This window comes from Emticicia fontis (genome assembly GCF_054779675.1).
Genome location: NZ_BAAGXU010000037.1, coordinates 13102 through 36479 on the forward strand (window position 1 = coordinate 13102; position 23378 = coordinate 36479).

Annotated in this window: 11 protein-coding genes; 2 read left to right on the top strand and 9 right to left on the bottom strand. The window is 36.3% G+C overall.

Annotated elements, in window-relative coordinates; genetic code table 11:
* The first annotated feature begins 10 nt into the window (after positions 1–10).
* A complete protein-coding gene (locus ACYVFA_RS15900) occupies positions 11–1624 on the top strand; it encodes a caspase family protein (RefSeq protein ID WP_460472830.1) in 1614 nt (537 codons plus the stop codon).
* 153 nt (positions 1625–1777) lie between these two features.
* Here ACYVFA_RS15900 and ACYVFA_RS15905 read toward each other — a convergent pair whose 3' ends face one another.
* The 9 genes from ACYVFA_RS15905 to ACYVFA_RS15945 all read right to left on the bottom strand — a co-directional run bounded on the left by ACYVFA_RS15905 (position 1778) and on the right by ACYVFA_RS15945 (position 19660).
* Entirely contained in the window at positions 1778–2632 is an 855-nt protein-coding gene (locus tag ACYVFA_RS15905) for a hypothetical protein (RefSeq protein ID WP_460472831.1), read from the bottom strand.
* Positions 2633–2805: 173 nt separating this feature from the next.
* Positions 2806–6258 (bottom strand): CHAT domain-containing protein, encoded by a 3453-nt coding sequence (locus tag ACYVFA_RS15910; protein ID WP_460472832.1) that lies wholly within the window; start codon positions 6256–6258, stop codon positions 2806–2808.
* 520 nt (positions 6259–6778) lie between these two features.
* On the bottom strand, positions 6779–8206 hold the full coding sequence (locus tag ACYVFA_RS15915) for a tetratricopeptide repeat protein (protein WP_460472833.1): 1428 nt from the start codon (positions 8204–8206) through the stop codon (positions 6779–6781).
* Positions 8207–8232: 26 nt separating this feature from the next.
* Entirely contained in the window at positions 8233–12498 is a 4266-nt protein-coding gene (locus tag ACYVFA_RS15920; RefSeq protein ID WP_460472834.1) for a DUF2610 domain-containing protein, read from the bottom strand.
* A gap of 155 nt (positions 12499–12653) precedes the next feature.
* Positions 12654–13757, bottom strand: a complete 1104-nt coding sequence (locus ACYVFA_RS15925) for a PorP/SprF family type IX secretion system membrane protein (protein ID WP_460472835.1) — start codon at positions 13755–13757, stop codon at positions 12654–12656.
* A gap of 7 nt (positions 13758–13764) precedes the next feature.
* Complete coding sequence (locus ACYVFA_RS15930; RefSeq protein ID WP_460472836.1) at positions 13765–17166, bottom strand: PKD domain-containing protein; 3402 nt, start codon at positions 17164–17166, stop codon at positions 13765–13767.
* A 182-nt stretch (positions 17167–17348) separates the two neighbouring features.
* Positions 17349–17975: a hypothetical protein gene (locus tag ACYVFA_RS15935; RefSeq protein ID WP_460472837.1), complete on the bottom strand. Its 627-nt coding sequence runs from the start codon at positions 17973–17975 to the stop codon at positions 17349–17351.
* A 164-nt stretch (positions 17976–18139) separates the two neighbouring features.
* A complete protein-coding gene (locus ACYVFA_RS15940; RefSeq protein WP_460472838.1) occupies positions 18140–18817 on the bottom strand; it encodes a hypothetical protein in 678 nt (225 codons plus the stop codon).
* A gap of 327 nt (positions 18818–19144) precedes the next feature.
* Positions 19145–19660, bottom strand: a complete 516-nt coding sequence (locus tag ACYVFA_RS15945; protein WP_460472839.1) for a hypothetical protein — start codon at positions 19658–19660, stop codon at positions 19145–19147.
* Between the two features lie 177 nt (positions 19661–19837).
* Between ACYVFA_RS15945 and ACYVFA_RS15950 the strand changes: the two genes are divergently transcribed.
* Entirely contained in the window at positions 19838–23377 is a 3540-nt protein-coding gene (locus ACYVFA_RS15950; protein WP_460472840.1) for a CHAT domain-containing protein, read from the top strand.
* Position 23378: the final 1 nt, after the last annotated feature.

Consider the following 23378-nt stretch of genomic DNA (forward strand, 5'->3'; position numbering starts at 1 on the left):
GGGGGGTATCATGCTACCTAATGTTCACATCATTTCTATCGGCTTGAATGATTATAGTGCGCTAAGATTACTATATAATCCTCAGTTCCTGAATGCCGAGGCCGATGCGCGTTCTTTTAGTGATTCTATCGGTAGTTATGCTGAGAAACGGGCTAGATATAATGGAATTGGGCGTACTTCATCAAAACAAATTAACAAGATTTTCAAGTATAATATTTACGGACGCGAAGTAACATGGAAAAATATAAAAGCCGCTATAGATTCAATAAGTATAAACGCCAAAGCAGAGGATTATTTTTTCTTTATGTTTGCAGGACTAACTCTTCAGACTGTTGAAGGCACTTATTTTATGCCTTATATTTCTCATAAATCGAATATTCTAATAAATAATAGTAAGGCTACCGGAGATTCAGCACTTAATTTTATTAGGCAACAAGGATTTTCTTTAAAACAACTGGCAGAAAGGTTAGAGTTAATTCCCGCCAAAAATCAATTGATAATCTCTGAAGCAGGAGCAAGCTCTAATTTCGCCCGTGAGATGGTTTCTATTTTAAGAGCTAGTAAATCAGATATTTATCAACTTTCTGCCCGGAACAGGGTGATTATTGTACCGGCTAATTATGGATTAGACCCTGGGCCAATTGCAAGATGGATAAAGGAAATGTCTTCCTCTGAAATAAGTATTTTTAACCTTTTCTCTGAAAAAAAATGGGTTGATGTACTTAAATATTTTTACGATAAAGACCCTGATAATTATGCAACCATATTTTTTGAAAGCCAGTTTTTCAAGCAACTCAATGAATTAGGTCAATCACAAAACAGAGGGCTTCCATCTGATACTCCGAAACCTGATAGTGCTTTTTTGAAGAATGATGCCAAAACTTATGGATTATTAATTGGAATCAATGATTTTCCAAAAGGCTGGCCAGCCTGGACAAAACTGCAAAACCCTTTAAACGATATTCGGGCTATTGCAAACGAACTCAATAATAGCTATAAAATAGAAACACAATCATTAGAGAATATCTCCACTGATTCTATTGTGACTACCTTACAATCATATAGCAAAAAACTACGACCTAACGACCAGCTCCTGATTTATGTAGCTACTCACGGTGATCTTGATACTACTTTTTATGATGATGGTTTTCTGGTGGGTAGCAATACATTGCCCAAGCAGAAAGACCCGGCCCGCCACACTTACCTTAACTACGCCCAGCTTTCAGGAATCATCAATAATTTACCCTCCAGGCATGTGTTATTTATGTCAGATGTTTGTTACGGAGGGGCTTTTGATAAACACCTGATTGCTCAGAATAAGAAGCGGGAAGAAAACCAGTTGACAGAGGCAAATCAACAATTTCTGGCTGAAAACTATCATAACAAGGCCCGTCAGTTTATATCATCGGCTATGCTTAAACCCGTTCCGGATGCCGACCTCGTAAACTTTCAACACTCTCCTTTTGCTATTAAGTTTTTAAACGCACTCAGGCTAAAAAAACAGCTATTAACAGCACAACAGATTTTTGGTTTGATTCAGGAAAATTTAAGCCCTATACCAGTATATTCAACCTTTGGTAAACACGCGGTGGGCGCTGAATTTGTATTAATCGGGAAAAATTAATGTGCTAAAAACACTGGATAATTTCATCTGAAAGGGTAGCAATAGCATCTTTACCTTATAACGTATACTTACTATCGGTTTAATATAAAAAAGGGTTGTAAGCCATTCGGTGCTTTACAACCCTTTCAGTTATCTAAAACTAAGGCTTTAATCCTAAATACTTAGTATTGCTGAAATAAGAACCGATTTGCCGTAAGACTTATAATTCTTTATCTCCAGAGCATATTTTTTATAACTACTTGAAGTATGTATTAGCACAGGTCGGGCATCAGTTTTATTGTCTGTTACAGACACTCCGCTTGCTGTCAGGTGCAAATCGGCATCAGACACATTGCTATCACCTGAACCAACAATTACACAATCATTATTGCCCAAAGTTAAATTAGAAATGCTTTGGGTTTCTCCAGAGCTGAATAATCCTCCAAAAAGACTCCATTGATTACTGATAAAATAAGTATTCTGGCGGTTGTTGATATTACTCCCCATCTCCATGATATTATCTATTGACTCATCCAAACGACTTGTCGAGATATTATATCCACCATTCTGTAGTATTGACAGGGCACAAAAACTACCTCTGGTTGTACAGCTATAGAGTTTCATATAAATGGTATATTGTGCTGTATAAGTGGGTGTAATACTCACAATTGGTGTAATATCTGTCTGGTTATCTTGCACTACAGTAGTGCCATAGCTATTGGTAATACGCAGGTCTACATCAATTGCGTCACTATCGCCGCCCCCTACAAAAGTGTATTTAGTGCCGGCATTCAGGGTAAGTGTCCATCCTAATTCGCTGCTTTGCGTCAGATAGCCCCCTAAAAAGCAAAGGCCCTCTTTATAACCCAGCGTACTGCTACTTGAAGTCATTATCTGGCTTTTCACTAAGGTATTAGTCATAGCCTGGCGCATATAGCGGCCGGGAGTCCATTGTGCCTTTGAGGCAAAAAATGAGAGCGATAAAAGGGCTGTGATAGCCCAGATTTGGGTTTTTCTGTGAACTGTCATGGTAGTAACAAGTTTTGAGTGAAAAATGATTTACACTTGTTTATACCACGACAGTGAAATAATTACAGGTCAGCTGAAAAAAAATTGAATGATCTCATTTCGAAGATATGCGTTTGCCTTAGATCAGATTCATTAGACGTTATCCAGTTAGCTAGTAAAGCCATTACAAAATTTTATCTCATCAGTACAAATGCTGCCCAATCAGCGGTGTCATACTTTTTTTCTCTCATTTTTGTCTGAGCCAGTTCAAATGCCTTTGTGATTGTTTTTCCACTATTGAGATTAGTATAGAAATATTCCATCAATTCTGAGGTTTGTTTATCCGGTACAGGCCATAATGAGGCGATAATATACTCTGCTCCCGCCATTCGGAAAGCCCTCTGAAGCCCAATTACTCCTTCGTCACCACCATTCGTTCCCAAACCAGACTCACAGGCACTCAATACTACAAGTTTCGTTTCTGAAAAATTCAGATTCGATACTTCCAGGGCTGTTAGCACTCCATCGTCATTTATTTCAAAATTTAATGGCTGACCAATATCTCCATTAGCCATCAACAAATAAGAGCGGGTGAGAGCGTTTATATTTTGGGTTTTTACTGAATCAACGTTGTATTTTCCATGCGTAGCAATGTGAACAATAGTTGGTGGAGTACTATTTGATCCAATCTTTTTAAAGTTTGTTTCAGTAGCCTGCTGTCCTTCAAAGAAATCAATCTTTTGGGTTTTAGAACCCAAAATGCTATTAATCATTTTTACCTCTTCTAATGCGTCTGGTAAATTACTGGCCTTTGTTAGTGGGTTCCCGAATAAAACTACCGATGTGTTTTGATTAATTTTTAAATTTCCGCCTGCCTTCAATATCTTTTCAGAAGATGATACGTAAGTAAGTTTGTATTGTTCTCCCAAAAGTTTACTTTGAGGTGTGTTAATTGCTACAAAAGACACATTGTGTAATAGGCCTGAAGGTGAGTAATAAATACTCGTATCGGTGGGTCCGAGCATAGAAGCAATCGGTTTCCAGCATAATTCGTATAATTTACCGGGCAGAATTGCTGTCTTATTGTTTGTTTCCAAATCTAGCCCAATTCCTCTGTTTGATGCATCTTTTTTTGGCACATTTTTATTTGGTATACCTTTATTTGACGCATCTTTCATTGGCGCACTCCTATAAGCCAGACTGATTAAATCTCTCCTGTTTTGGTGATTTAACTGAGGAACTAACTCGTGTTGTTTGAATAAATATTTCAGAATGACCTTAGGAGAGTCAGGCTTTAAAATAAGCGCATAATATTCAATTGCAGAACTATCGGGATAGATTTTTGACTTATCCAGATAAAAATATTCAATAACGACCTGACCTTTGGTCAATTTATTTTGTACTGCTTTCCATTCAAATTTTTTGCCCTCCACATTTACTTCTTCACCATTTTCAAAATAAGTAGGGGCATCAAGCTTATAAAGGTCATTCCCTAAAACTACAATGTTTTCTGCAAAAGTTGACATTCTTGAAAGCATCTCAGTATGCTCTTCTTTTCTAAAACAATAGATAGCCTCATAGTTAATATTAATTCCTGCTATTTCAGACAATGCCCTTATACTGTTATCTATTTCAGATGTTGTAGCATTGTTATTTACAAATTCATTTTGTTTGAATTTCTGGTACTTTGAGAGCAGTTTTTGTTTATCGTTGAGAACCAGATTAAATAGATGCGAAGTACCAATTTCATTTTTCTTTGACCAGATAATCATAAAATTTTTCAATTGATTCCGATGTGCTTCAAGGTCGGGCATTAATAAATTATAAATGGTCTGGCTAGTGACTGGTGTTGTATAATGTGTTCCTAAATAGCTTGCCAGCATAGCAATTTGTGCCATATAATATTCACTTATCTGGCTACTTATGCTTGTATAATGGTTACTAATACCTGATAAAACATTTATATAAGCCGGATGTACCTTTCCATATGTTTTTTCAATGATGTTTTTTTGTTTGAACCAATAGTCTATTGGCTTAGGCTCTTCTGTCTCTACTCCTAACAGATACTGGTGTTTTAACAAATTAAAATCCGGGAAATAAGCTAGCCCTCGTTGGTAATTGATATTTATTATTTTTTCTTTTATTTTTGTTATTGAATCATTTGTAGCTGCCTCCAATGCTATTTTTTTATCCTGACTATAGGCAAAACTCAAGAATCTGAGGGCTTCCAAATAATTATCACTAAATTCTCCTTCTACTTTTTTTATTTGCACAACTACATTTTCTACCATACCAACGGTATAGGTTATTTCCTCTCTTCCCATCATAAATAATGGTTTATACATTAACCCGGTCATAGCGTTGCCCGCAGCATCGAATTCTTTATCTCTTTCTTTTTTACTAAGCTCCAGTTGTTTTTGTACAATGTCTTTCGATTTTGATATAGCAGCAGTGTCAACCCCATTTTTAGCCAATTCTTTTTTCCCTTCTTCACTGTAAGTATAGTTTATTACATTATCATATTGCATTTTTAGGGCATTAGCCATAAGTCCTCCTAGTGCTCCTTTTACATTCTCGCTCGTGGATTTTTCATTAAGATTGTTCGGTTTACCTTTAAAAATATTTAGTAACGATATGGCATACTCGTAATGCTCTTCGCCCACTAGTTCTTTCTTGGCCTTTAGTGCCTTTAAAAGCCATGTTACGTCATAGTTCCGTTTGGCAATTAAAAATAGTGACATGCTATCTGCAATTTTTGCACTAGCCATTTTATCCCTATCCGGATTTTTTATAGTCCAATCATTTAGTATTGCAAGTAGTAGAAAAGCCCTGTCAAATTGTGCTACTCTAGTATAGTAATCAGTCAGTTTAAGGAGTGAATAAACATATTCAGGACTTTGATTACCGGAGAGTTCTTCATTAATATTGATGAGTTGATTATAATAAAACTCTGCCTTTGATAAAATAAACATTTTCTCATAACTCTCTGCTAAAATATTAATGGTGCTCATCATTTCGGGGGTATTTTTCTTTGCACCGTCTTTGTTAAAAATATTAAATGCAGCACACCCGAAAGCATTTGCAATGACATATTCACCACTTTTAAATGCTTTCTGGGCTTTGATTAAGAACTCTTGCCCATTTTGAACGGGCAACGGGATTTCTTTCTTCTTTAAAACATTTAGTATATCCTGTGAGTGCATATCTGCTGCTATGTCAAAAGCAGATTTATTATCTGCGTTTTTGATTGTTGGATCCGCACCATATAATAATAAGAGCCTACAGGTTTCTATTTTGCCGTTTTGAACAGCTATCATTAAAGGAGTCAGATGGCTTTTTGATTGAAAATACTCCCCAGTCCTTCGCTGGGTAGGTATATCAACATAAATACCTTTCTCAATACACTCACTTAATAGTAATTGATTATTCCCGGTCTTTGCATATTCATGTATGTCTTTTAGACCAAATTCTTTGGGATTATTATCTGCAGGAATTGATTTCTTATAAGTAGGATTTGTTTTTTCTGCAGGTTTATCTACTGGCTTATTCGTTGGTTTGTCTGCTGGTTTATTCTTTAATATATTGATAACTTCCTGTCCTTTTTTAACGGCGTTAATTGCTTTATCAAAAATTTTAATTTGTGCCATACTTATGTGGCAGGATAAAACCAATAATAATATGGATAAGTATTTCATAAATTTAGATTTTTGTAGATTGATTTCAGGCGTAATGGCAGGTTTTGTGCTCTGTTATACTTACATAAATTTACACCTTATCTATACCTCAGACTCAGAAAACTAAATAAATTTATCCTATGACATTTTTTCTGTCGATGATATAAGTAATACTATCACTAATTGTATGACAAGAGACATATCTCTTTCAATTCCTGTTTTTTAGTGTGGGAGATTTGATTGAAAAATGATACTGAATAAAATCATTTAAGTATACGAATTACAGTTTTGTTATGGATAGTAGAATCCAGTTCTGAACAGCCTGTGCCTTGCTTGGCCAACATCTTTCTTTAATATGAATATCGAGATAACTTTGATATACAATGAAGGCTCCGAATATTTCGCCTATATAGCTCTATTTCTTTACCTTCATCGTATACCAAATGTAATACTTGTTCTTTACCCTATTTGCTCAAAACATTTTCTTTTGATTTCAACTTTCTTTCTTTTGCTTGAGATCTTTTTCTATGGCTTTTACAATATAGCCCGAAATCCAGCCAACGTATCCTTCACGATTAAAGACGAATTTTTTTGCTTCATCTTCTTTGCGAAGGTCTTCCATAATGCCTAAAAGTAATGTAGTACCTGCTATAAGTTCATTCTGCTTGAAGGTCTTTTCTCTTAGCTTAGTAATTTCTTTGTTTGCTTTTTCAATTACTTTAGTGTCATCAATATGAGTAAGACTTGGGGTTGTTGCTTTTACATAGTCGTTGATAAGTCGTTCTCTGAATTGTTTCACTTCATTATATGTAAGAGAAACTTCCTTATTCAGAATTTGTTCAGGATGCAGATAAGTAGTCACCGCAAAGACAATACCGCCAAGCACATATATTTTTTCTCTATTATAAAATTCAGGATATTGTCCTAATTGACTCGTAATATACTGTTCTTTTACTCCTTCATCCATTATTGTTTTACAGGCCTCTCCATAACTTTTCCCATTCTGATTTTTTTCTACCATTTTTGAAAAAGTTACTGTTCCTAAGAAATCGACATATTTAAAATCATCCAGTACATAAAAGCCGCCTTTCGTATTGCCACTACCAATATCCAGCGTTGCGGTGGTACTCCATTCAGTGCTTGGAAGTGTACCTCGCACAGTTAATTCAGATTCCGCCTTGGCATTCAGAAATTCTACAGGCTGGCTCCACTGTGGACGAATTTCATTCTCAACTTTTGCTTTAAGTGCATTTATTTTTAAATTCAAATCGTTCGATTTTGCATCCTCCTGCATTTTTCTTAATCCATTGCTAACTCCACTACTTGCTACAATAAAAATATGATCTTTCGATAATTTCCGTCTGGTCATTAAAGTATCAAGATAGGTCTTAACTGCCTTCGCAGTAGCGCTAAAACCTTCGTCTGTACCTTTCACCGCATCGGTAATCGTATCATCGGCTTTTTCTATTACAAATTGCAATTTCCCATCCGCGCCGTATTTCACAGCAATAATCGATAGTTTTACTCCTTTAGAGCCTATTTCAATACCGCCGTAAAGATCGCTCGTTTCATTTTTAAGACCAGATAATATTTGTTTAATCACAGTATAGCTCGTCTGAGAACCAATTGATTGATAAATGTCACTCGATCTTCTTAAATAAATAAGCGCATTATTGATGTCTTTTTTATCCCTACTTAATAGCCCCAGATTCTCATAGGCTACAGCCATCCAGTAGCGGTTATTCAGTTTCTCAACAGTTTCTCTACCTCGGGTCAGGTAGCGTTCTGCTTCTGTAAACTGCTTCGCTTCTCGAAGTGTATTACCCACCTTTATAAACCGTTGGGCCAGGTTTAGGTCTTGTGCTATACCTTGGAATATAGCAAAAACGAACACTAACAGCAAACATAGTTTCCTTCTCATGATATTAAATTTTAAAGAATATGAAATTATTTTTTTGAATACTTTTCTACAAGCTCTTTGAAGCGACTTATATCTCTGATATAATCCAGGTCGGTATCTTTTTTAATGTGGTCAAAATCTTTATACCCATTTTCTAAAGCTTCTTCGAAAAAACGAAGAGCTTTTACACTGCGCTTCTCCAATGAGTAAATACAGGCCAGGTTATAACAGAGTCCATTACTTTTATTATTACCTAATTCGTACGCTTTTGTATATACGTCTTTTGCTTTGGTATAATCTACTAATTGAATGTATACATCTCCCAGATATTCATAATAAGAAGCATTATCGTCCACCAGTTTTATAGCCCTTTCTAAATCTGTTTTACTGTTTTCGAATTCTTTTAAATAATAATAAGTCACACCCCTACAAAAATAGGCTCTACTATTATTTGCATTCAATTGAATGGCAGCATCAAATTGTGCCTTTGCTTCCGTCAATTTATTATTCTTCAACAAATCAATACCAGAATCTATATGTTGCTGATCATTAGAGGTGATTTTTTTCCTCTCCTCATCTTCAATTACCTTTTTGTATAAATCCTGAAACGACACTTTTTCTTTCGTAGCGGCATCATATACTGTTTTAAAAGCAGCTACTATTTTTGTAGAAATTGTAAATTCATAAACTTCTTTAAGCCTTTCCTCTTCTTGTTTTAAGGGATTTGAAAAGTCTGATGGGAAATCTAATAAATAGATTTTATAGGATTTTTGAACTGAAGCATTATTTGAAGCAGTAACAGTATGTGGAGTAAATCCTTTTTTAAAGTTTTTATCCAACCATTCAACTTTTGATTCTGAAATAAACCTAAATAGTTTTCTAAGTTTCACATATGCAGGCTTATAACCCATCTGAAATGCGTACATATACCATCGAATTGCCTTGTTAATGTTTTTATTTGTTGAACTAGTTTCGTAAAGATAACCTAGGACATAATATAAAAGGAAATCGTCTTTTTCATTATTAGATACAATTCCTTTAATTGCCAAATCATAGGCCTCTGAGAAATCCATTTTTAACAAACCACTATATTTTTCAATGATTGCTCTTTCAGTATTTACTAAAATGCTATCTCCTTGAGAAACTGGGTTAAACTTTTGCGCTTCTTTTTCGTAATCAATATGATTTCCTACATCTTGATTTTTCTTTTCTTTATTAGCTGCCTCTAAAGCATAGACACACAATGCTCCAAAGCTGACATTATTTTTTTTAGCTAAGTCATACAGCTTAGCAAAAGATGAGATAACTTCTTCGGGAATCTGAGCATTAAAAATCTCTTTTACTCTATTAACTTCTCCCTCAATCGGGTTAGCTTCATTGATTGGGGCATCTGTAATGAATATATCTACTGATATTTTTTCCCCTTCCGGTGTCTTACTCGGGATAGTAAATTTTTTTCCGGTTGTTGAATTCTTTAAAAACTCTAACATTCGTTCTTTATTCTCTACTAATTTTCCCCTTTCATATAAATCTAAAAGCCGATCAGTTGCAGGCCAATAAATCATTTGCGCAGCATATCTGTACCATTTTACAGCTTCTTTTAGATTCTTTTCACGGCCTAGACCTCTTTCCCAAATTAACCCCAAAGCATAATATGCCATTTTTGAATCGTCTGTTTTAACTTTATCCATATAGTATGAATATAAGCCTTGATAATCTTTTGATTCAAAATAATCGATATTAAAAACTGCTTTTTCGGTAAAATAAACAGCACTATCTTTTTTCCCAATTTCATTATATTTTATAGCTATGTTATTCAAAATGTCGCTATTTTTGGGAGCTTTCTTTGATGCAGCCTTATAATAGGTAATGGCCTCTTTTGGTTTACCTTGTAATGATTTTAGATAAGCAATATCTCCCTCTGCGCTATATCCGAAATTGCCATATTTTTTAAAATACAGTATGGCTTCATCATATTTCTTCCAATATTGATAATTGAAAGCCATGTAATAATAAGCGTATTCGTAAGTCGGGTCAATCTTAATAGCTTGTTCAAAGTATGGTATTGCACCAGCATATTCTTCTTGCTCGGATTTTATACTTCCTAATTCTGTGAGACAACGTGACATTTCAGTAGAATCTCTTTTCGCTTCTGCAATTTTGAACCCTTTCAAACCAAAAGATTCTGCTAAACTCCATCTTTTTAAAATCTTATTTACTCTTGCTAAAGTGAAATATGAATATGAGTTGAGGGAATCATAGAGCATCTTTTTTTTGAACCAAACTTCTGATTCTTCATATTTTTTCAAATTCATATTTGCCCAAGCCATATCATCCAATAAATCATTATCATAGGGATTTACACTAAGGCCTTTTTGTGCATACTCAATTGCCATTGAATATTTACCAAGATCCCTAAACATACTAGACAATAAATCATAGCCATAAGAATATTTGTTATTCTTTGAAAGGGCTTTTAGAAAAAACTCCTCAGCTTTTTTATAGTCCTTAATTGCCCAGTAGTGGTTACCAAATGCGGCGTAAATAACTGCCATATGAGCATTATCTTCTTCTATTTCTATTGCTTTTTTCTCAGCCTTTTGAATAAATTCTAAACTTTTATCAAAATTCTTTATCGGATAAGCTCTATATAATCTGGCCGTTTCTAAATAAAAATCAGTAAATTCCGGAGAACTTTTAGTGAGATTTTCGAATTCTTTGAGACGATAAGAAGTACCAATACTTTTATTTAAAACTAATAGTCTGTATTTGGGGAGGTCCCAGTTAGGAGCAAGATTTGATGCAACAGTGTAAGATAATAAAGATTTTTGCTTTTCACCCACTACTTCGTAAAATCTCCCGAGTAAATAGTGTAGATACGCTATATCTGTTTTTTTTGAGATTTGTGTTTTTATTTTTGCTATTCCGGTGTAGTATATTTGATTTAATTCATTTTTAGGCATAATAATCTCATATTGTGAATATTTACGATGGAGAGCGTAATTTTCCAGAAAAGTGTATTTTGCTTCTAGGTCTAATAAATTTTCATCGTTTTTATCACTATACTCTATGGACTTTTTTAGTAATGCTGCCCCTAATTCATATTCCTGATAAACCGGAATTTTTCCACTTGCCAAATATTTATTAAGTAAGTTTTGAGCATAGTTACCAAACACCACTTTCCATTGTGAAGTTATTTCTGTAATTAATAATTTCGATACTTGGGCATTTTGTAATTTTTCAAAATAGTATATGGCATTATTTTGTGTAGGTGATAAAAACCTTTTGTCTTTAAGTGCTAAGAGGAATAAATCGTAAATCTTTTTTTTATCATTGGAGAGTGTCTTTTTAATATATGTATCATCATCTTCTGGCTTTGCATATTGAAATCCTGAAGATTTGCCCAACTCTAAAAGACAATTGAATGCTTCTGGAATTTCACTTAATTTTCTTCCTACAATAAACCTATCATTGTTTGTTATAATCTTAGGGGTTTGTTGTTGTTTGGTTGCACTATATAAGTCTTTTTGTAAGTACGTATCTAATTCATGTATTGTAATCATTCCATCTTTCTCGTTAGTATCTGAATCACGTCCGTCTGCTTCTCCTAGTAATCCTTTAATAAGATAATAAGTAAAAAAGCCGTGTCCATTGCATAGAATATCGCTTTCTATTGAGACTTGCTTGTCTTTAGATGACAAAAGTCGATGGGCCTCTAATTCCCTGATTTCCTCGGTCATTGCTTTATTAATTGCAAAATAATCTGCATTTACTAATCCTGAATGACAGGCATCTGCTATAAAAATAGATTGTACTTTCCTTTTTGAATACTCTAATAAATCTTTATTTATTCGGCTAAATGGTATTGCTGTCGCATTCATATTTATTTTTGAAGCATCATGACAATAAAAATATGGATCACCTCTTTCTATATTTCCATGTCCAGCAAAGTATATAATTACTAAGTCATTTTCGTTAGTAGCTTTACCTAATAGCCATTCTAAACCTTCATTCACATTAGTTTGAGTAGCCATAGAATCTAACAAAACTTTGTAGTTTCTTTCATCTCCTTTTTTGAGAAAATCGGAATAAAATGTCTGAAGGTATGTGAAAAAAAGTTTTGCATCCTCATGAGCATATTTCAGATCTACGATATCTTTATTTTTATAATCCGAGATGCCGATAATCAAAGCATATAAATTATTAAAAGACCGCTCTGTAGTCGGATCAGGACCAGGAACTCCTCTCGGGTTCTGTGCCATGGTTGACACCACTATCAGTAATGAAAAACACGTAAGTAAAATTTTTTTCATACAGAGTTAGTTTTATATCGTTGAGTTATTGCCTGTACCAAATTATAAAGAATTCGTCATACGCAATGAGTTGCCCCTCAAAGTTTGCCATAAATTTATTTTACGACACCTTTTTGGTTATTCTTGTATGTGACCCCGTTTGAGTGCAGTAATTCTTAATGCTGAAATTTTACACAATCTAATTGCCTCCTTTGATTTCGCCTTGCTAACAGGTCGAGATTCGATCCAAAATTAAAGCTAAGCACAACTTCATGGCTCCCACCCGAATGCCTCAGTGTTGAAATAACAAAATCACAACTGTATCTGAGGGAAAAGTATTGAGAAACAATCCCTACCATGCCTACCACAGCATCTTGCTGAATAATATCATTATATCTCCTGATGGGTATTCCTCTATAATAAAATCCTAGCATAAAAGGCATATCAAAGTTGTAGACTATGCCTAAGTCTAATTGCATACTTTGTCTTTGCTTTTTAAAATAGGCATTGGCACTAAAAGACGACCATCGGTTATTCCCGTTTCCCAGACCCGTCTTATTTGCCAGATGAAAGGCTTTTTGAAAACCAAGCTCGAGCCCCCAGAGTGTCGGAATAGTAGTTTTCTCCTGACTAGGCGCTGATAATACACTCCTGAAAGCCAGATCAGGTTTTGTTAAATTATGCGCAGAAGCGCCTATAAAAAATAATTTGTTGTCGTCTGACCGTAACTCCAGAATTCCACCCACACCTGCATTCAGGTAGTTTTTTTGATAGAGTAATTGAGCTAAAGGATCTATGCTAGTTGGGCTGATCCCTCCACCAGTAAGTTGATCCATAAATATCAGTCCATTAGTTGAATAATTGAGATGATGAAACGACACATCTGACCCAAGATGAAGAAAGTCTCCTTTTTTGCCTAAAGGTAAATGAGATGAAAGAAATAGCCTGACGCCTTCCTGCTTCATAAAATCGCCTTGTTGGTCGTGGATAAACGCTGCCCCAAAACCCAGATTGGTACTTTCGTCATAGCCATCTATAGAAGTAGTTGCCGTAGAGAAAGAGCTAGAGAGCTGAGGCCACTGTTTACGGAAAGCAAATCGTAGATTTACACCTGCATTATTCGAGTTCACTGATTGTTCATAACCCGCTCTTGCGGGGTTAAGAAATAGGGGATTAGCATATAATTGAGAAAACTGCGGCTCTTGTGCATAGATATTTGTCGACAAAAAATATGGACCTATCAGCAGAAACAACAGTTTTATTGAGATTCTTATTTTCATTATTCTCTTATCTTATGAGTTTTATCACTCCAGTAAATGTTCTGGTAGAATCATCTGCAAACCTGACTTTCGTTTGATAGGGATAAGTACCTACTGGCATTTCTTTTTCTTTAAAAGTCCCATCCCAACCTTCATTATGCGTATTGGGTTTGAGGTCAACCCCATCATAGACAACTTCTCCCCACCGGTCAAAAACCCGTAAGGAAACGACCAGCTTTACCATAGGGTCGTTTCCAAAAATGTTAAACCTGTCACTAACGCCATCATTATTTGGCGTGAATACCTGAGGCAGATATACTACACAGCTATCAATGGTCAGCAAAGCCTGGCTCATAACCGAATCTTTACAGAAACCATTTCCTACTGTCAATTGTACCTGATATTGCCCTTTATCCATTACAAATTCAGGATTTCGGGCCGTCGACTCCTTGTCTTTTCCTATCTTCCAAAGCCATTCTGTTGCGTCTGTACTTTTATCATTAAACCTGACAGTAGCTGGCGAACACAAGAATGAAGTGCCATTGGCTATTTCAAAGTCAGGCTTCGGTTTTGCCAAAACCGTAACCCTGGCAAAGCTACTGTCTTTGCAGCTCTTGCCTGCGTCAAAAATATCGAGCTTAACAACATAAGTTCCTGCTTTTGTATAAGTGTGTTTCACCAGAAACAGAGAAGAGTCCTGTTCATTATCACCAAAATTCCATTTGAAAAGATATTGAGGGTCAGAAGTGTTTTCAAACGTAAATGGTGTATTCTCACAAGCAATACTACCTTTTACGTTGAGAGTACTTTTAGGTTTATTCCTGGTTATTACTTTGCGCTCAACAGAATCTTTTATACATCCATTCTGGGCAATCATCATGATTGTATAAGTGGTGTTCTCCTGGTCAAAAGCAAATTTTGGTATGGAGTCATTCGCAAACACCACTCCATTTACTTTCCATATCCAATGCGTTGGTATAGGTGTAGTGGCATCTTTAAACTGTATTTTTTCGCCCGGACATATTCCTGTCGATTTGCTAATCTCAAAATAGGGCTTTATTGTTATTGGATAAATCTGGATTTTAACGGAATCGGCACTTTTTCCACAGGTATTTTCTACTTCCAATCTGATGATCATATTAATGAGCTGATCTCTATCAGCTAAAAACTCACGGGTTATCACCTTTTCTTTCAGTGGAACAGGTATATTATTACCAAAGTACCAATTACCCAAGTCGGCTCCCTGCGAACGATCAGTAAGCGTTACTACAGCCGGAGAACACCGAAAGACCGTAGAGTCTATTCCAATCTCAGCCTTAGCCAAAGGTTTAACTGTAATTGTTTGAGGTAGGGCTTCTACTGTTCCACAACTATTTTCGGCTTTGAATTTTATCGTAAAGGTTTTAGCCACATATCCGGAATTCTGGAATGTATGAACTGGCGGATTGAACTGATTAACAGGCTTTCCATCTCCTATATCCCATGTATAAGTAACATTAGCTTCTGGTGTGTCTGTAACAGAGATAGTAGGTGTAAAAGGAGAACACTCCACTAATGTATTAATCGAAAAGGAAATAGAATGGGGAGGCGCTGTAATAATAATAGTAGCAGTAGTATCACTCGAGCAAGTTCCAGCTATTGCTTGTAATTTAACAATATTTGTGCCTGTTTTTAAGCTGCTGATCACATTGGCTTCATCAACTTTATTGTTGTTTACAGTCCAGATAAAAGTTGTTGCTCCACTGGATAAGTTTTTTAAAGGCGCTATCTTTTCAGGGCAGCCCCCTTTCAGATCAAATCTAGCCTTGGGTTTTCCGATATTAATCCGGGCAGATGTTTTTGAAGAGCATCCATTCGCGCCGGTGATGGTATACTCTACCGTCAGGCTGGTCTTCGAAACATTTGTCAGAATCAGCGTATCACCTTTTATGCAATTCGCACAATCGTTGGTTGTCCATACACCACCTTTCAGATTAGCGGTGAGTCTGATAAAGCTATCGCCACTGCAAATAGATTTATCATCGGCCTTTACACTTACACCTTTTACCTGTATGGTTTTGCTGGCGGTTTTTTCGCAAATATCTTTTCCGTGCCTATAGGTGATAACGAATGTACCAGTATCAGAAGGGAAGAAGAAATTTTTACCATTTATCGATTTGATATAATCGCTTTTATCCCAGGTTCCATCAGTAAAATTGGTTTCTAAAGAGATTGAGTCTGCCCCCGAACATACAGAGATATTCTGTGAGGGTGAAATAATACTCACCTCTTGTGCGGGCGCAACAAAAAACGAATCTTTCAGTATTTGATTCCCACATAAATTATTCAGCGTTGCTTCTACAATATAGCGTTTAGGGGCAATATCCACAGGCAATTCGCCTGATGGGAGCAATAACTGCCCATTTACTTTATAAACAGCATCTTTTAGAAATGGACTGGGCTTATAGGTGAATTTTGCACATCTATCTTCCTGATGATTTAGTGTAAGCGCCGGTACATCTTTAAGAATATGAAAGCATTTTACCCACGGACTTAATTGACCGCAGGCATTGTTTACCCGTAATTCAATAGTATAAATTTTATCCTTTTCTAATAGCTGGACTTTAGGACGCGGAGAGTTATCATGAGTTTTTTCAAGATATTGATATTGCCCTCCGGATATACGCCATTCAAAATAGTCGGGCTCTCCCTCCGATTTTGTCACTCCGTCAATTCTGAAAATACCCCCACCATTATCAAAACAGTAAAATAGTGTATCAATCATGGTAACTGGATTCGGTCTGACAGCAACATGGCCAGAATCTACAATCATGGCCTTTGCCGGGCTTATTACCTTAATATTTTTGGTAATTGCTACACCGTTAGGTGCACAAGAATTAGTCGCCGTTAAGGTTACGGGAAAAGTACCTGTTTGGGTAAAAGTGAACTTGCCATCTGTATTGGTGATTTTATCATAATTCCATAAGTATTTAATATCGTTGGTTCGTGGACAAGAAAGGTTTACAAACGTCACCTCTTTTCCGCTACAGACAGTTATTAGTTTGAAATCCGGGCGAGGAATATTCTTAAAGGTTATCTCGTATGCATTATTATCGGCAGTACCATCTACGTTCTCAGTCTTTAGTTTGACATCAAATGCTTCGTCGCTTTTACAGTTCTTTACAAATTCGCTTAAATCAATGTCTTGTTCCAGTTTAGCATTAATATCTGTAAATTCTTTTAATTCCATAGATCCCCACTTTACGGTAAACTTCTTTACACCGGGGTGATTGGCCGGCACAATAAGTTTAGCTTTCAACTTAACCTTGCCATCGGCAGGTACACAAATGATAAATTTACCATCGTCAGGAGTAATCGTAACGCCATTCTGCTGGGCAAAACTGACGAGGTTGAAAACTATAAGAAACAGAATTGTGAATATCGCTTTCATAGTATTAACTTTAAGCTGTTATTAAAAACTTATCCTTACACCACTACCGCGCGCACTAAAAATTTCCGAAGTATACTGTCTTAAGTTTAAAGTATCTAAAAAATTTATTATAAGGCATCTTATTTTGACAATAAGCTTAAAAACGGTGAAAAGCACTAAAGGCTTTGTCACCGTTCTGGCAATCATAAATGCACTATTAACTCTTTGGGTAAATTATCAGATGGCTTTTCATCCTTTGGTTTTGATGGTCTTTTTCTAAACCACTGTTTCAGGAGAAACCGTGTCATTGTGTAAAGGCTCTCCCAGCGGCCAACAAAATAGACTGAAAACTCAGTAAGCTCATCGCCTATCCGGGCTTCTCCACTCGCAAAATCATGAGGCATGATTTCTTTTTGCAGCTTCATTACTTTGCGTTCTGTAGAGCCACCAAAAATATATGATTTACCGACCCGGATACCATCTATCATTGACTGGAAATACACCTGTAGTCGCTCAAAAGTACTGATTCCCTTGCTTTCAATCCATATACACGTAACCTCGGCAATATCATTTTCACTCATTTTATTCTGAGCCAACAATGCATTTTTTGTGTCATTGTCGAAAACCTCAAAATATCTGAAATCCGGCTCCGTATTAATTACGTAACCTGCCTTCCATACCTTCGGATTTTCTGAGAAGTAAAACACTCTTATCTTAGACTTTTCTAAGTATTCGGCAGATACTTCTTTATGCCCTCTGGAAGCTAATTGATAGATTAGGGCAAATCGCTCCCGCTCGCTTGCGGAAGCGATAATTCTGGAAAGTAACATAAATTGTTATGTTTGAGTAGAAGATGTTATTTTTCACTCATTTGATTCACTGTCTCGAGGCAGCAAATCCACAATTTATGTCAGCGCTGACAATTTCAAGGTAAGGGCCTAATTTACCCAGCAGAAGATAACAATCATCATTATACGTACAGCAGTTTTGTCTCTTACTTTTTAGTACTCAGCAATGTTTTTATGCTGGCAGGCTGGGTTGTAGCAGCCACTCTTCCATTATAGGTGCTGGTCTTTTTGCTCAGTCTGTCATTATCAAACCAGATACGACCTTGATTCACAGGAATTAGCAGGATGTCTTCGGTTTCAGATTTTTCTTTCAGGTAGGTTGCCATCTGATAATTTTTGATTTCACCGTCTTCTGTCAGTTCGCCCGATATTACCAGGAGTGTCGTATAGCTTACTCCGGAAGCAACTCCCTTAGCTTCGGCAAAAATCGTAAATTTACGTCCGCTACCTGCTACATAAGCCCCCAGGCCTTTTCCCTCGTCACTACCCTGATTATTATAATCAAGCAAAACAGTATTATTGTCGGCATCATAATCTCTGAACCTAACATAATACGGCTCAATTATCTTACCTTTTTCCCAAGGGTCATCTTCGTTATAAGGGCTCAGCAATTCCATTGGGTCTATCACAAACGTACCCTTAAGACTTGGAGGAACCTTGCCTTCGTTGATATTCATCCCTTTGGCTTTTACATCTTTCAGGATGGCTTTAGGAACAATCTTCTGGATTTCTTCGGTAAAATCCGGAGTAGGGTCTTCATTGCTCTTGCAAGAGCTGACCATTACAGCCACAAGGGCCATTAAACTAAAAATGAGTTTTTTCATGTTTTTTTTGTTTTTCGTGATTGATTTTTCTGATTTCGATGGTAGAGAACAGTTTTTGCAAATAATTACAAGGATTCTGAAAATATTTTTCAATTCTCTGAAACCCCAGCCACAACACGCGTATCGTTAGTTAATTGAGTTAAATTCCCAGCAATCCTGAAATTGCCGGGCGAAACCAAAATGACAAACCAATTCCAGCACACGATTTCATTCTCACCTTGTTTTGTCTCCCTCACTCAACCTGACGGTATTTATCTCTAGTGCTACCACACCACTACCCAACCGCCAGGTATCTCTTGCTCTGTTTCGTACAGATTAAACTTATTTTTACTTCCGCCTGAAAGTAATACCAAACTCAAAGGACGTCCCATTGACCAAACTCGCAATACGATTAACCCCAAGGTTGACTTGCCCATAGAGACCTATTCCGGGAGTGATAAAATACCGCCCGCCCGTTTGCAGGTACATCTGCGTATTGGTGGCAAAATCAACTTCGTCATAGAAACTCGCATACAAGCCCATGCCTAGGGTAGCTCCGGCATAGAGGTCTATTTTCTCATGATTAACTTTGAGGTGCTGCCCATAGTGGTAGTTGGCAGTTGCTCCGACAAATGAAGACAGAAATTTATAATCGAACTGATAATTGGTCTGGATACGTGGACCAACTGTGATAGGTATTCCCTTGATACCGTACCCCCCAGTATAAACCAGCGAAGTATTTGACGGCTGAAGATGGACTCCTATTGAGTTTTGTCGGGTGATACCTTCAACTTGTGCCTGAGCGTTTTGGGTGAAGCTCAAAAGAACTGAGCCAACCAGAATGGATGCTAGTAATTTTCTCATTGTTTTCTGTTTTTGTGATTGAATTAATTTGATTTCGTAGGTAAATACCCAATCCAGAAAAAAATTACAGCCTCACTCAAAAAAAATTGCTGCAGGATAAATTTATGCTTTAGCATACCAGCAAATCTACCGGGAATAGTATCTTTACTACCGACTAGCAAACCCAAAATTGTAACTATGCCTGTGAGAAACTCAAACTACTTCATTAAGGCGCATGCACTTATCATTTGTGCTATATTACTATGGGCTACTCCAAGCCTTTATGCCCAAACCATACCTACTGCTCCCAACCAGCGAAACACCGACGGCAAACGCATAGGTGAATGGATAATCACCTATACCAAAAACTGGAAAGAGACAAGTATTGCTGATAGCATAGCATTTTATAGGAAGATTGTTTTTGATAATGTGGGTAAGCCCCAAGGGAAGGCCCGTGACTACTATCTGAGTGGTGCTTTGCAATTTGAGGGCATGATATTGCAAATAGAACCGGAAATAGTTTATGATGGATTTTGCGCGTGGTACTATGAAGACGGTAAAAAAAAACAGGAAAATACTTTCTTTTCTTCAAAGAAAAACGGCATAGAGATAAAGTGGAATAGTAGAGGGACTCAACGTAAAGAGTATTTTGAGAATGACACAATTATAAATATATTACAATTGAGGAAAGAAGCAGGTAACCTTAGAGCAAAAAATAAGGATGAAGAAGCATTTAAAATGTCAACAAAAGCCCGTTTAATATGTAAGGAGTTGCATGGAGAGCAATCTGGATTATATAAATCTTTTCTCAAATTTGATGGAGTGAATTATCGTTCAACCTTTTATCAGGAATCTATTTTATTAATTGAAGAGCTTTTATGTATTCAAGAAAAAATATCGGGTAAGGAAGATACTACTTATGCAGAATATTTAATTGATTTAGCTGATATACATCTTTTCAAGAATCCACAAAAATCAATCAACCTATTATTGAAAGTGAAGTCCATTTTTTCTCAAAAAATAAATAGAAATAGTGGAAAATACTTAATTATGATATCATATTTAAGCATTGCTTATAACCAAATAGGCGCCTATAATGATGCTGATACTTATGACCAAGAGCTGCTTCGATTAACGGAAGAAAACCTGAACTCATTCAGATATGACAGAAAAAAATTTATAAAAGAATACCTACGATTTATTTCAAAACTAGAATCTGCTAATAAATATCATAAGGCTGATATTTCATACAATAAATTACTAAATGAGCAAGTAAATTTAAGTGGAGAAAATCATCAGGAGTATCTTGCCATTCTTCTAAAATATGCAGATTTTTTAAGTTATTCTGATGTCAGTCAATTCGAAAAATCTTTAGAACTTTATAAAAAAGCACTAACAATACAAGAAGTATTACACGGTAAAAATAGTAAGGAGTATTCCGAAATTCTTATTAATATAGGTAGTCGACTAGGGCGATTAAAACTATTCAAGCAATCTGAAGAAACATTCAAAGATGCGTTTTCTGTGATTGAAGCTAATTTTGGAGTTGAAAGCAATATGTATATTAAAGCATTATTTCATTTAATCTTGTTATATGAAGGTCAATCTTTATATGAAAAGAGTAATGTTCTTTACGACAAGTTATTAGAAATAACTGATAAATTGGATGGCAAAGGTAGCCAATATGAGCAGTACCTGGATATGTTTGCCTTTAATTGTACGCTATTAAAGTTGTATGATTGTGCCTATGCAAAAATTATCGAAAAACAAAATTTGATAGAAAAACGCCATGGAAGTATTTCGTACCCAATGATTCTGAATCAGATATCGCTTGCAAGATTATATGTAAAGCAGAATAGATTAAAAGATGCAAAAGACCTCTACTTAAAATGTGTTAAGATTTCAGAAATACTAAGTGGAAAAAATAGTTCTTATTACTATACATCGATGAGTAATTTATTGCATTTTTATCTATCTATTGGAGATTATAATAGTTATATTAAAAGCTACCTGCAAATAAATGCTTCTCAAGCAAATACTTTAATTGATTTTATAAGTATAGCAGATCAAGAACAGATTGATAATTTTAGATTACTGAAATTATTTAATCTTGATTTTGAGCAGTCAATTAGTGTCGGTTTATTATCTAAAAATAGAGAATTATTTAATAATTTATATCAAAGTACTTTATTGTTGAAAGGTATTCAGCTCCAAAATACTACCCAATTGCTCAACTACGTTCGCCAAAGTAAAGATACTGTGCTTTTGGCGCAACATGAACGATGGCTGGCACTTAAACGTAGTATCAATATCCAGAATAACCTACCTATTACCAAACGGACTGGGGTTGGGATAATGCAAGAAAAAGCAGATAGTTTGTATAAAATCATGGCCCGGCGGTCGGTGGCTTTCCGTAATTTTAAAGCCGCCTTTCAAATCACACCACAGGCCGTCCAGCAACAACTTAAAACGCAAGAGGCTGCCATTGAATTTGTACATTTTCGATATTACAACGGCAAGCGCTGGACAGATAGCATTTCCTATGCCGCACTTGTGCTTCGCAAAGGTTGGACTGCTCCTCGCTTAGTTTATCTATGTGAACAAAAAGCCTTAGATAGCCTTATAAGTTTAAAAAGCCAGGAAAAACGTAATAGTCAATATGTAGAGCGTATCTATGGATATAGTAATCGTGGTATAAATCTTGAGAAAGAGAGGCCCTTGCGTAGCCTTTATACCTTACTCTGGCAACCATTAGATAGTTTACTGTCTGGTGTGAGTACTATTTATTATTCGCCTTCTGGACTGTTGCATCGACTTAATATGGCTGCTATTGCCACCCCTATCCCGCGCCAACGGCTTTTAGATAAGTACACACAACTTATACAACTGCGTAGCACTCGAGAGATGGTAATGCCCCGGAAACCTGTCATTTATACTCAGCGAGCCTTACTGATGGGTGGCATTGAATATAATCTAGACTCGCTTGCCTATAAGCGTGCCAATGTAAGTTATAAACAAACCCGAGTAGCCAATACCTTAACTTTAGTCAATAACTTTAGTCGAGGCGAAAGTTATAATCCCTTATACGCCACCGACGAAGAAATAAGCAACACCCAAATCATCATGCGTAACCAAAAATGGAAAGCAGATACTTTGAAAGGTTTGCGGGCATCAGAAGAAGCATTTCAGTATTATGCTGCTCAAAAACCTCGGGTGATACATCTGGCTACACATGGGTTTTTCCTGGAAGACACCCTAACCCGTCGCAAACGTGATAAGGAGCTACGATTTGATAAAGAACCGACTTTGCTCACCAGCGGTGACCCCATGCAACGCTCAGGGTTGGTATTAGCAGGGGGGAATCATGCCTGGCAGGGTAAAATACCCATAGCCAATCAGGCAGATGGTTTACTGACAGCCTCCGAAATAGGAGCAATGGTGCTAAACAATACGGAACTGGCCGTTTTAAGTGCCTGCGAAACAGGCTTAGGCGATGTAAAAGGAGCTGAGGGTGTCTTTGGTTTACAAAGAGCCTTCAAAATGGCAGGGGTAAAATACCTGTTAATGTCGCTCTGGAAAGTGAACGATGAAATCACAAGTCGGTTTATGCAAAAGTTCTACGAAAACTGGCTGACGAAAAAGATGAGTGTTCGGTCGGCTTATCAGCATACACTCAAACAATTCCGTCAGGATCATCCCAATCCTTATGATTGGGCAGCTTTTGTATTGTTGGAGTAAT

What these genes read in the sequence shown, in the direction of transcription:
- ACYVFA_RS15900 (WP_460472830.1), top strand. Translation starts at nt 11, where the DNA reads ATGCTACCTAATGTTCACATCATTTCTATCGGCTTGAATGATTATAGT.
- ACYVFA_RS15905 (WP_460472831.1), bottom strand. Translation starts at nt 2,632, where the DNA reads ATGACAGTTCACAGAAAAACCCAAATCTGGGCTATCACAGCCCTTTTA.
- ACYVFA_RS15910 (WP_460472832.1), bottom strand. Translation starts at nt 6,258, where the DNA reads ATGGCACAAATTAAAATTTTTGATAAAGCAATTAACGCCGTTAAAAAA.
- ACYVFA_RS15915 (WP_460472833.1), bottom strand. Translation starts at nt 8,206, where the DNA reads ATGAGAAGGAAACTATGTTTGCTGTTAGTGTTCGTTTTTGCTATATTC.
- ACYVFA_RS15920 (WP_460472834.1), bottom strand. Translation starts at nt 12,498, where the DNA reads ATGAAAAAAATTTTACTTACGTGTTTTTCATTACTGATAGTGGTGTCA.
- ACYVFA_RS15925 (WP_460472835.1), bottom strand. Translation starts at nt 13,757, where the DNA reads ATGAAAATAAGAATCTCAATAAAACTGTTGTTTCTGCTGATAGGTCCA.
- ACYVFA_RS15930 (WP_460472836.1), bottom strand. Translation starts at nt 17,166, where the DNA reads ATGAAAGCGATATTCACAATTCTGTTTCTTATAGTTTTCAACCTCGTC.
- ACYVFA_RS15935 (WP_460472837.1), bottom strand. Translation starts at nt 17,975, where the DNA reads ATGTTACTTTCCAGAATTATCGCTTCCGCAAGCGAGCGGGAGCGATTT.
- ACYVFA_RS15940 (WP_460472838.1), bottom strand. Translation starts at nt 18,817, where the DNA reads ATGAAAAAACTCATTTTTAGTTTAATGGCCCTTGTGGCTGTAATGGTC.
- ACYVFA_RS15945 (WP_460472839.1), bottom strand. Translation starts at nt 19,660, where the DNA reads ATGAGAAAATTACTAGCATCCATTCTGGTTGGCTCAGTTCTTTTGAGC.
- ACYVFA_RS15950 (WP_460472840.1), top strand. Translation starts at nt 19,838, where the DNA reads ATGCCTGTGAGAAACTCAAACTACTTCATTAAGGCGCATGCACTTATC.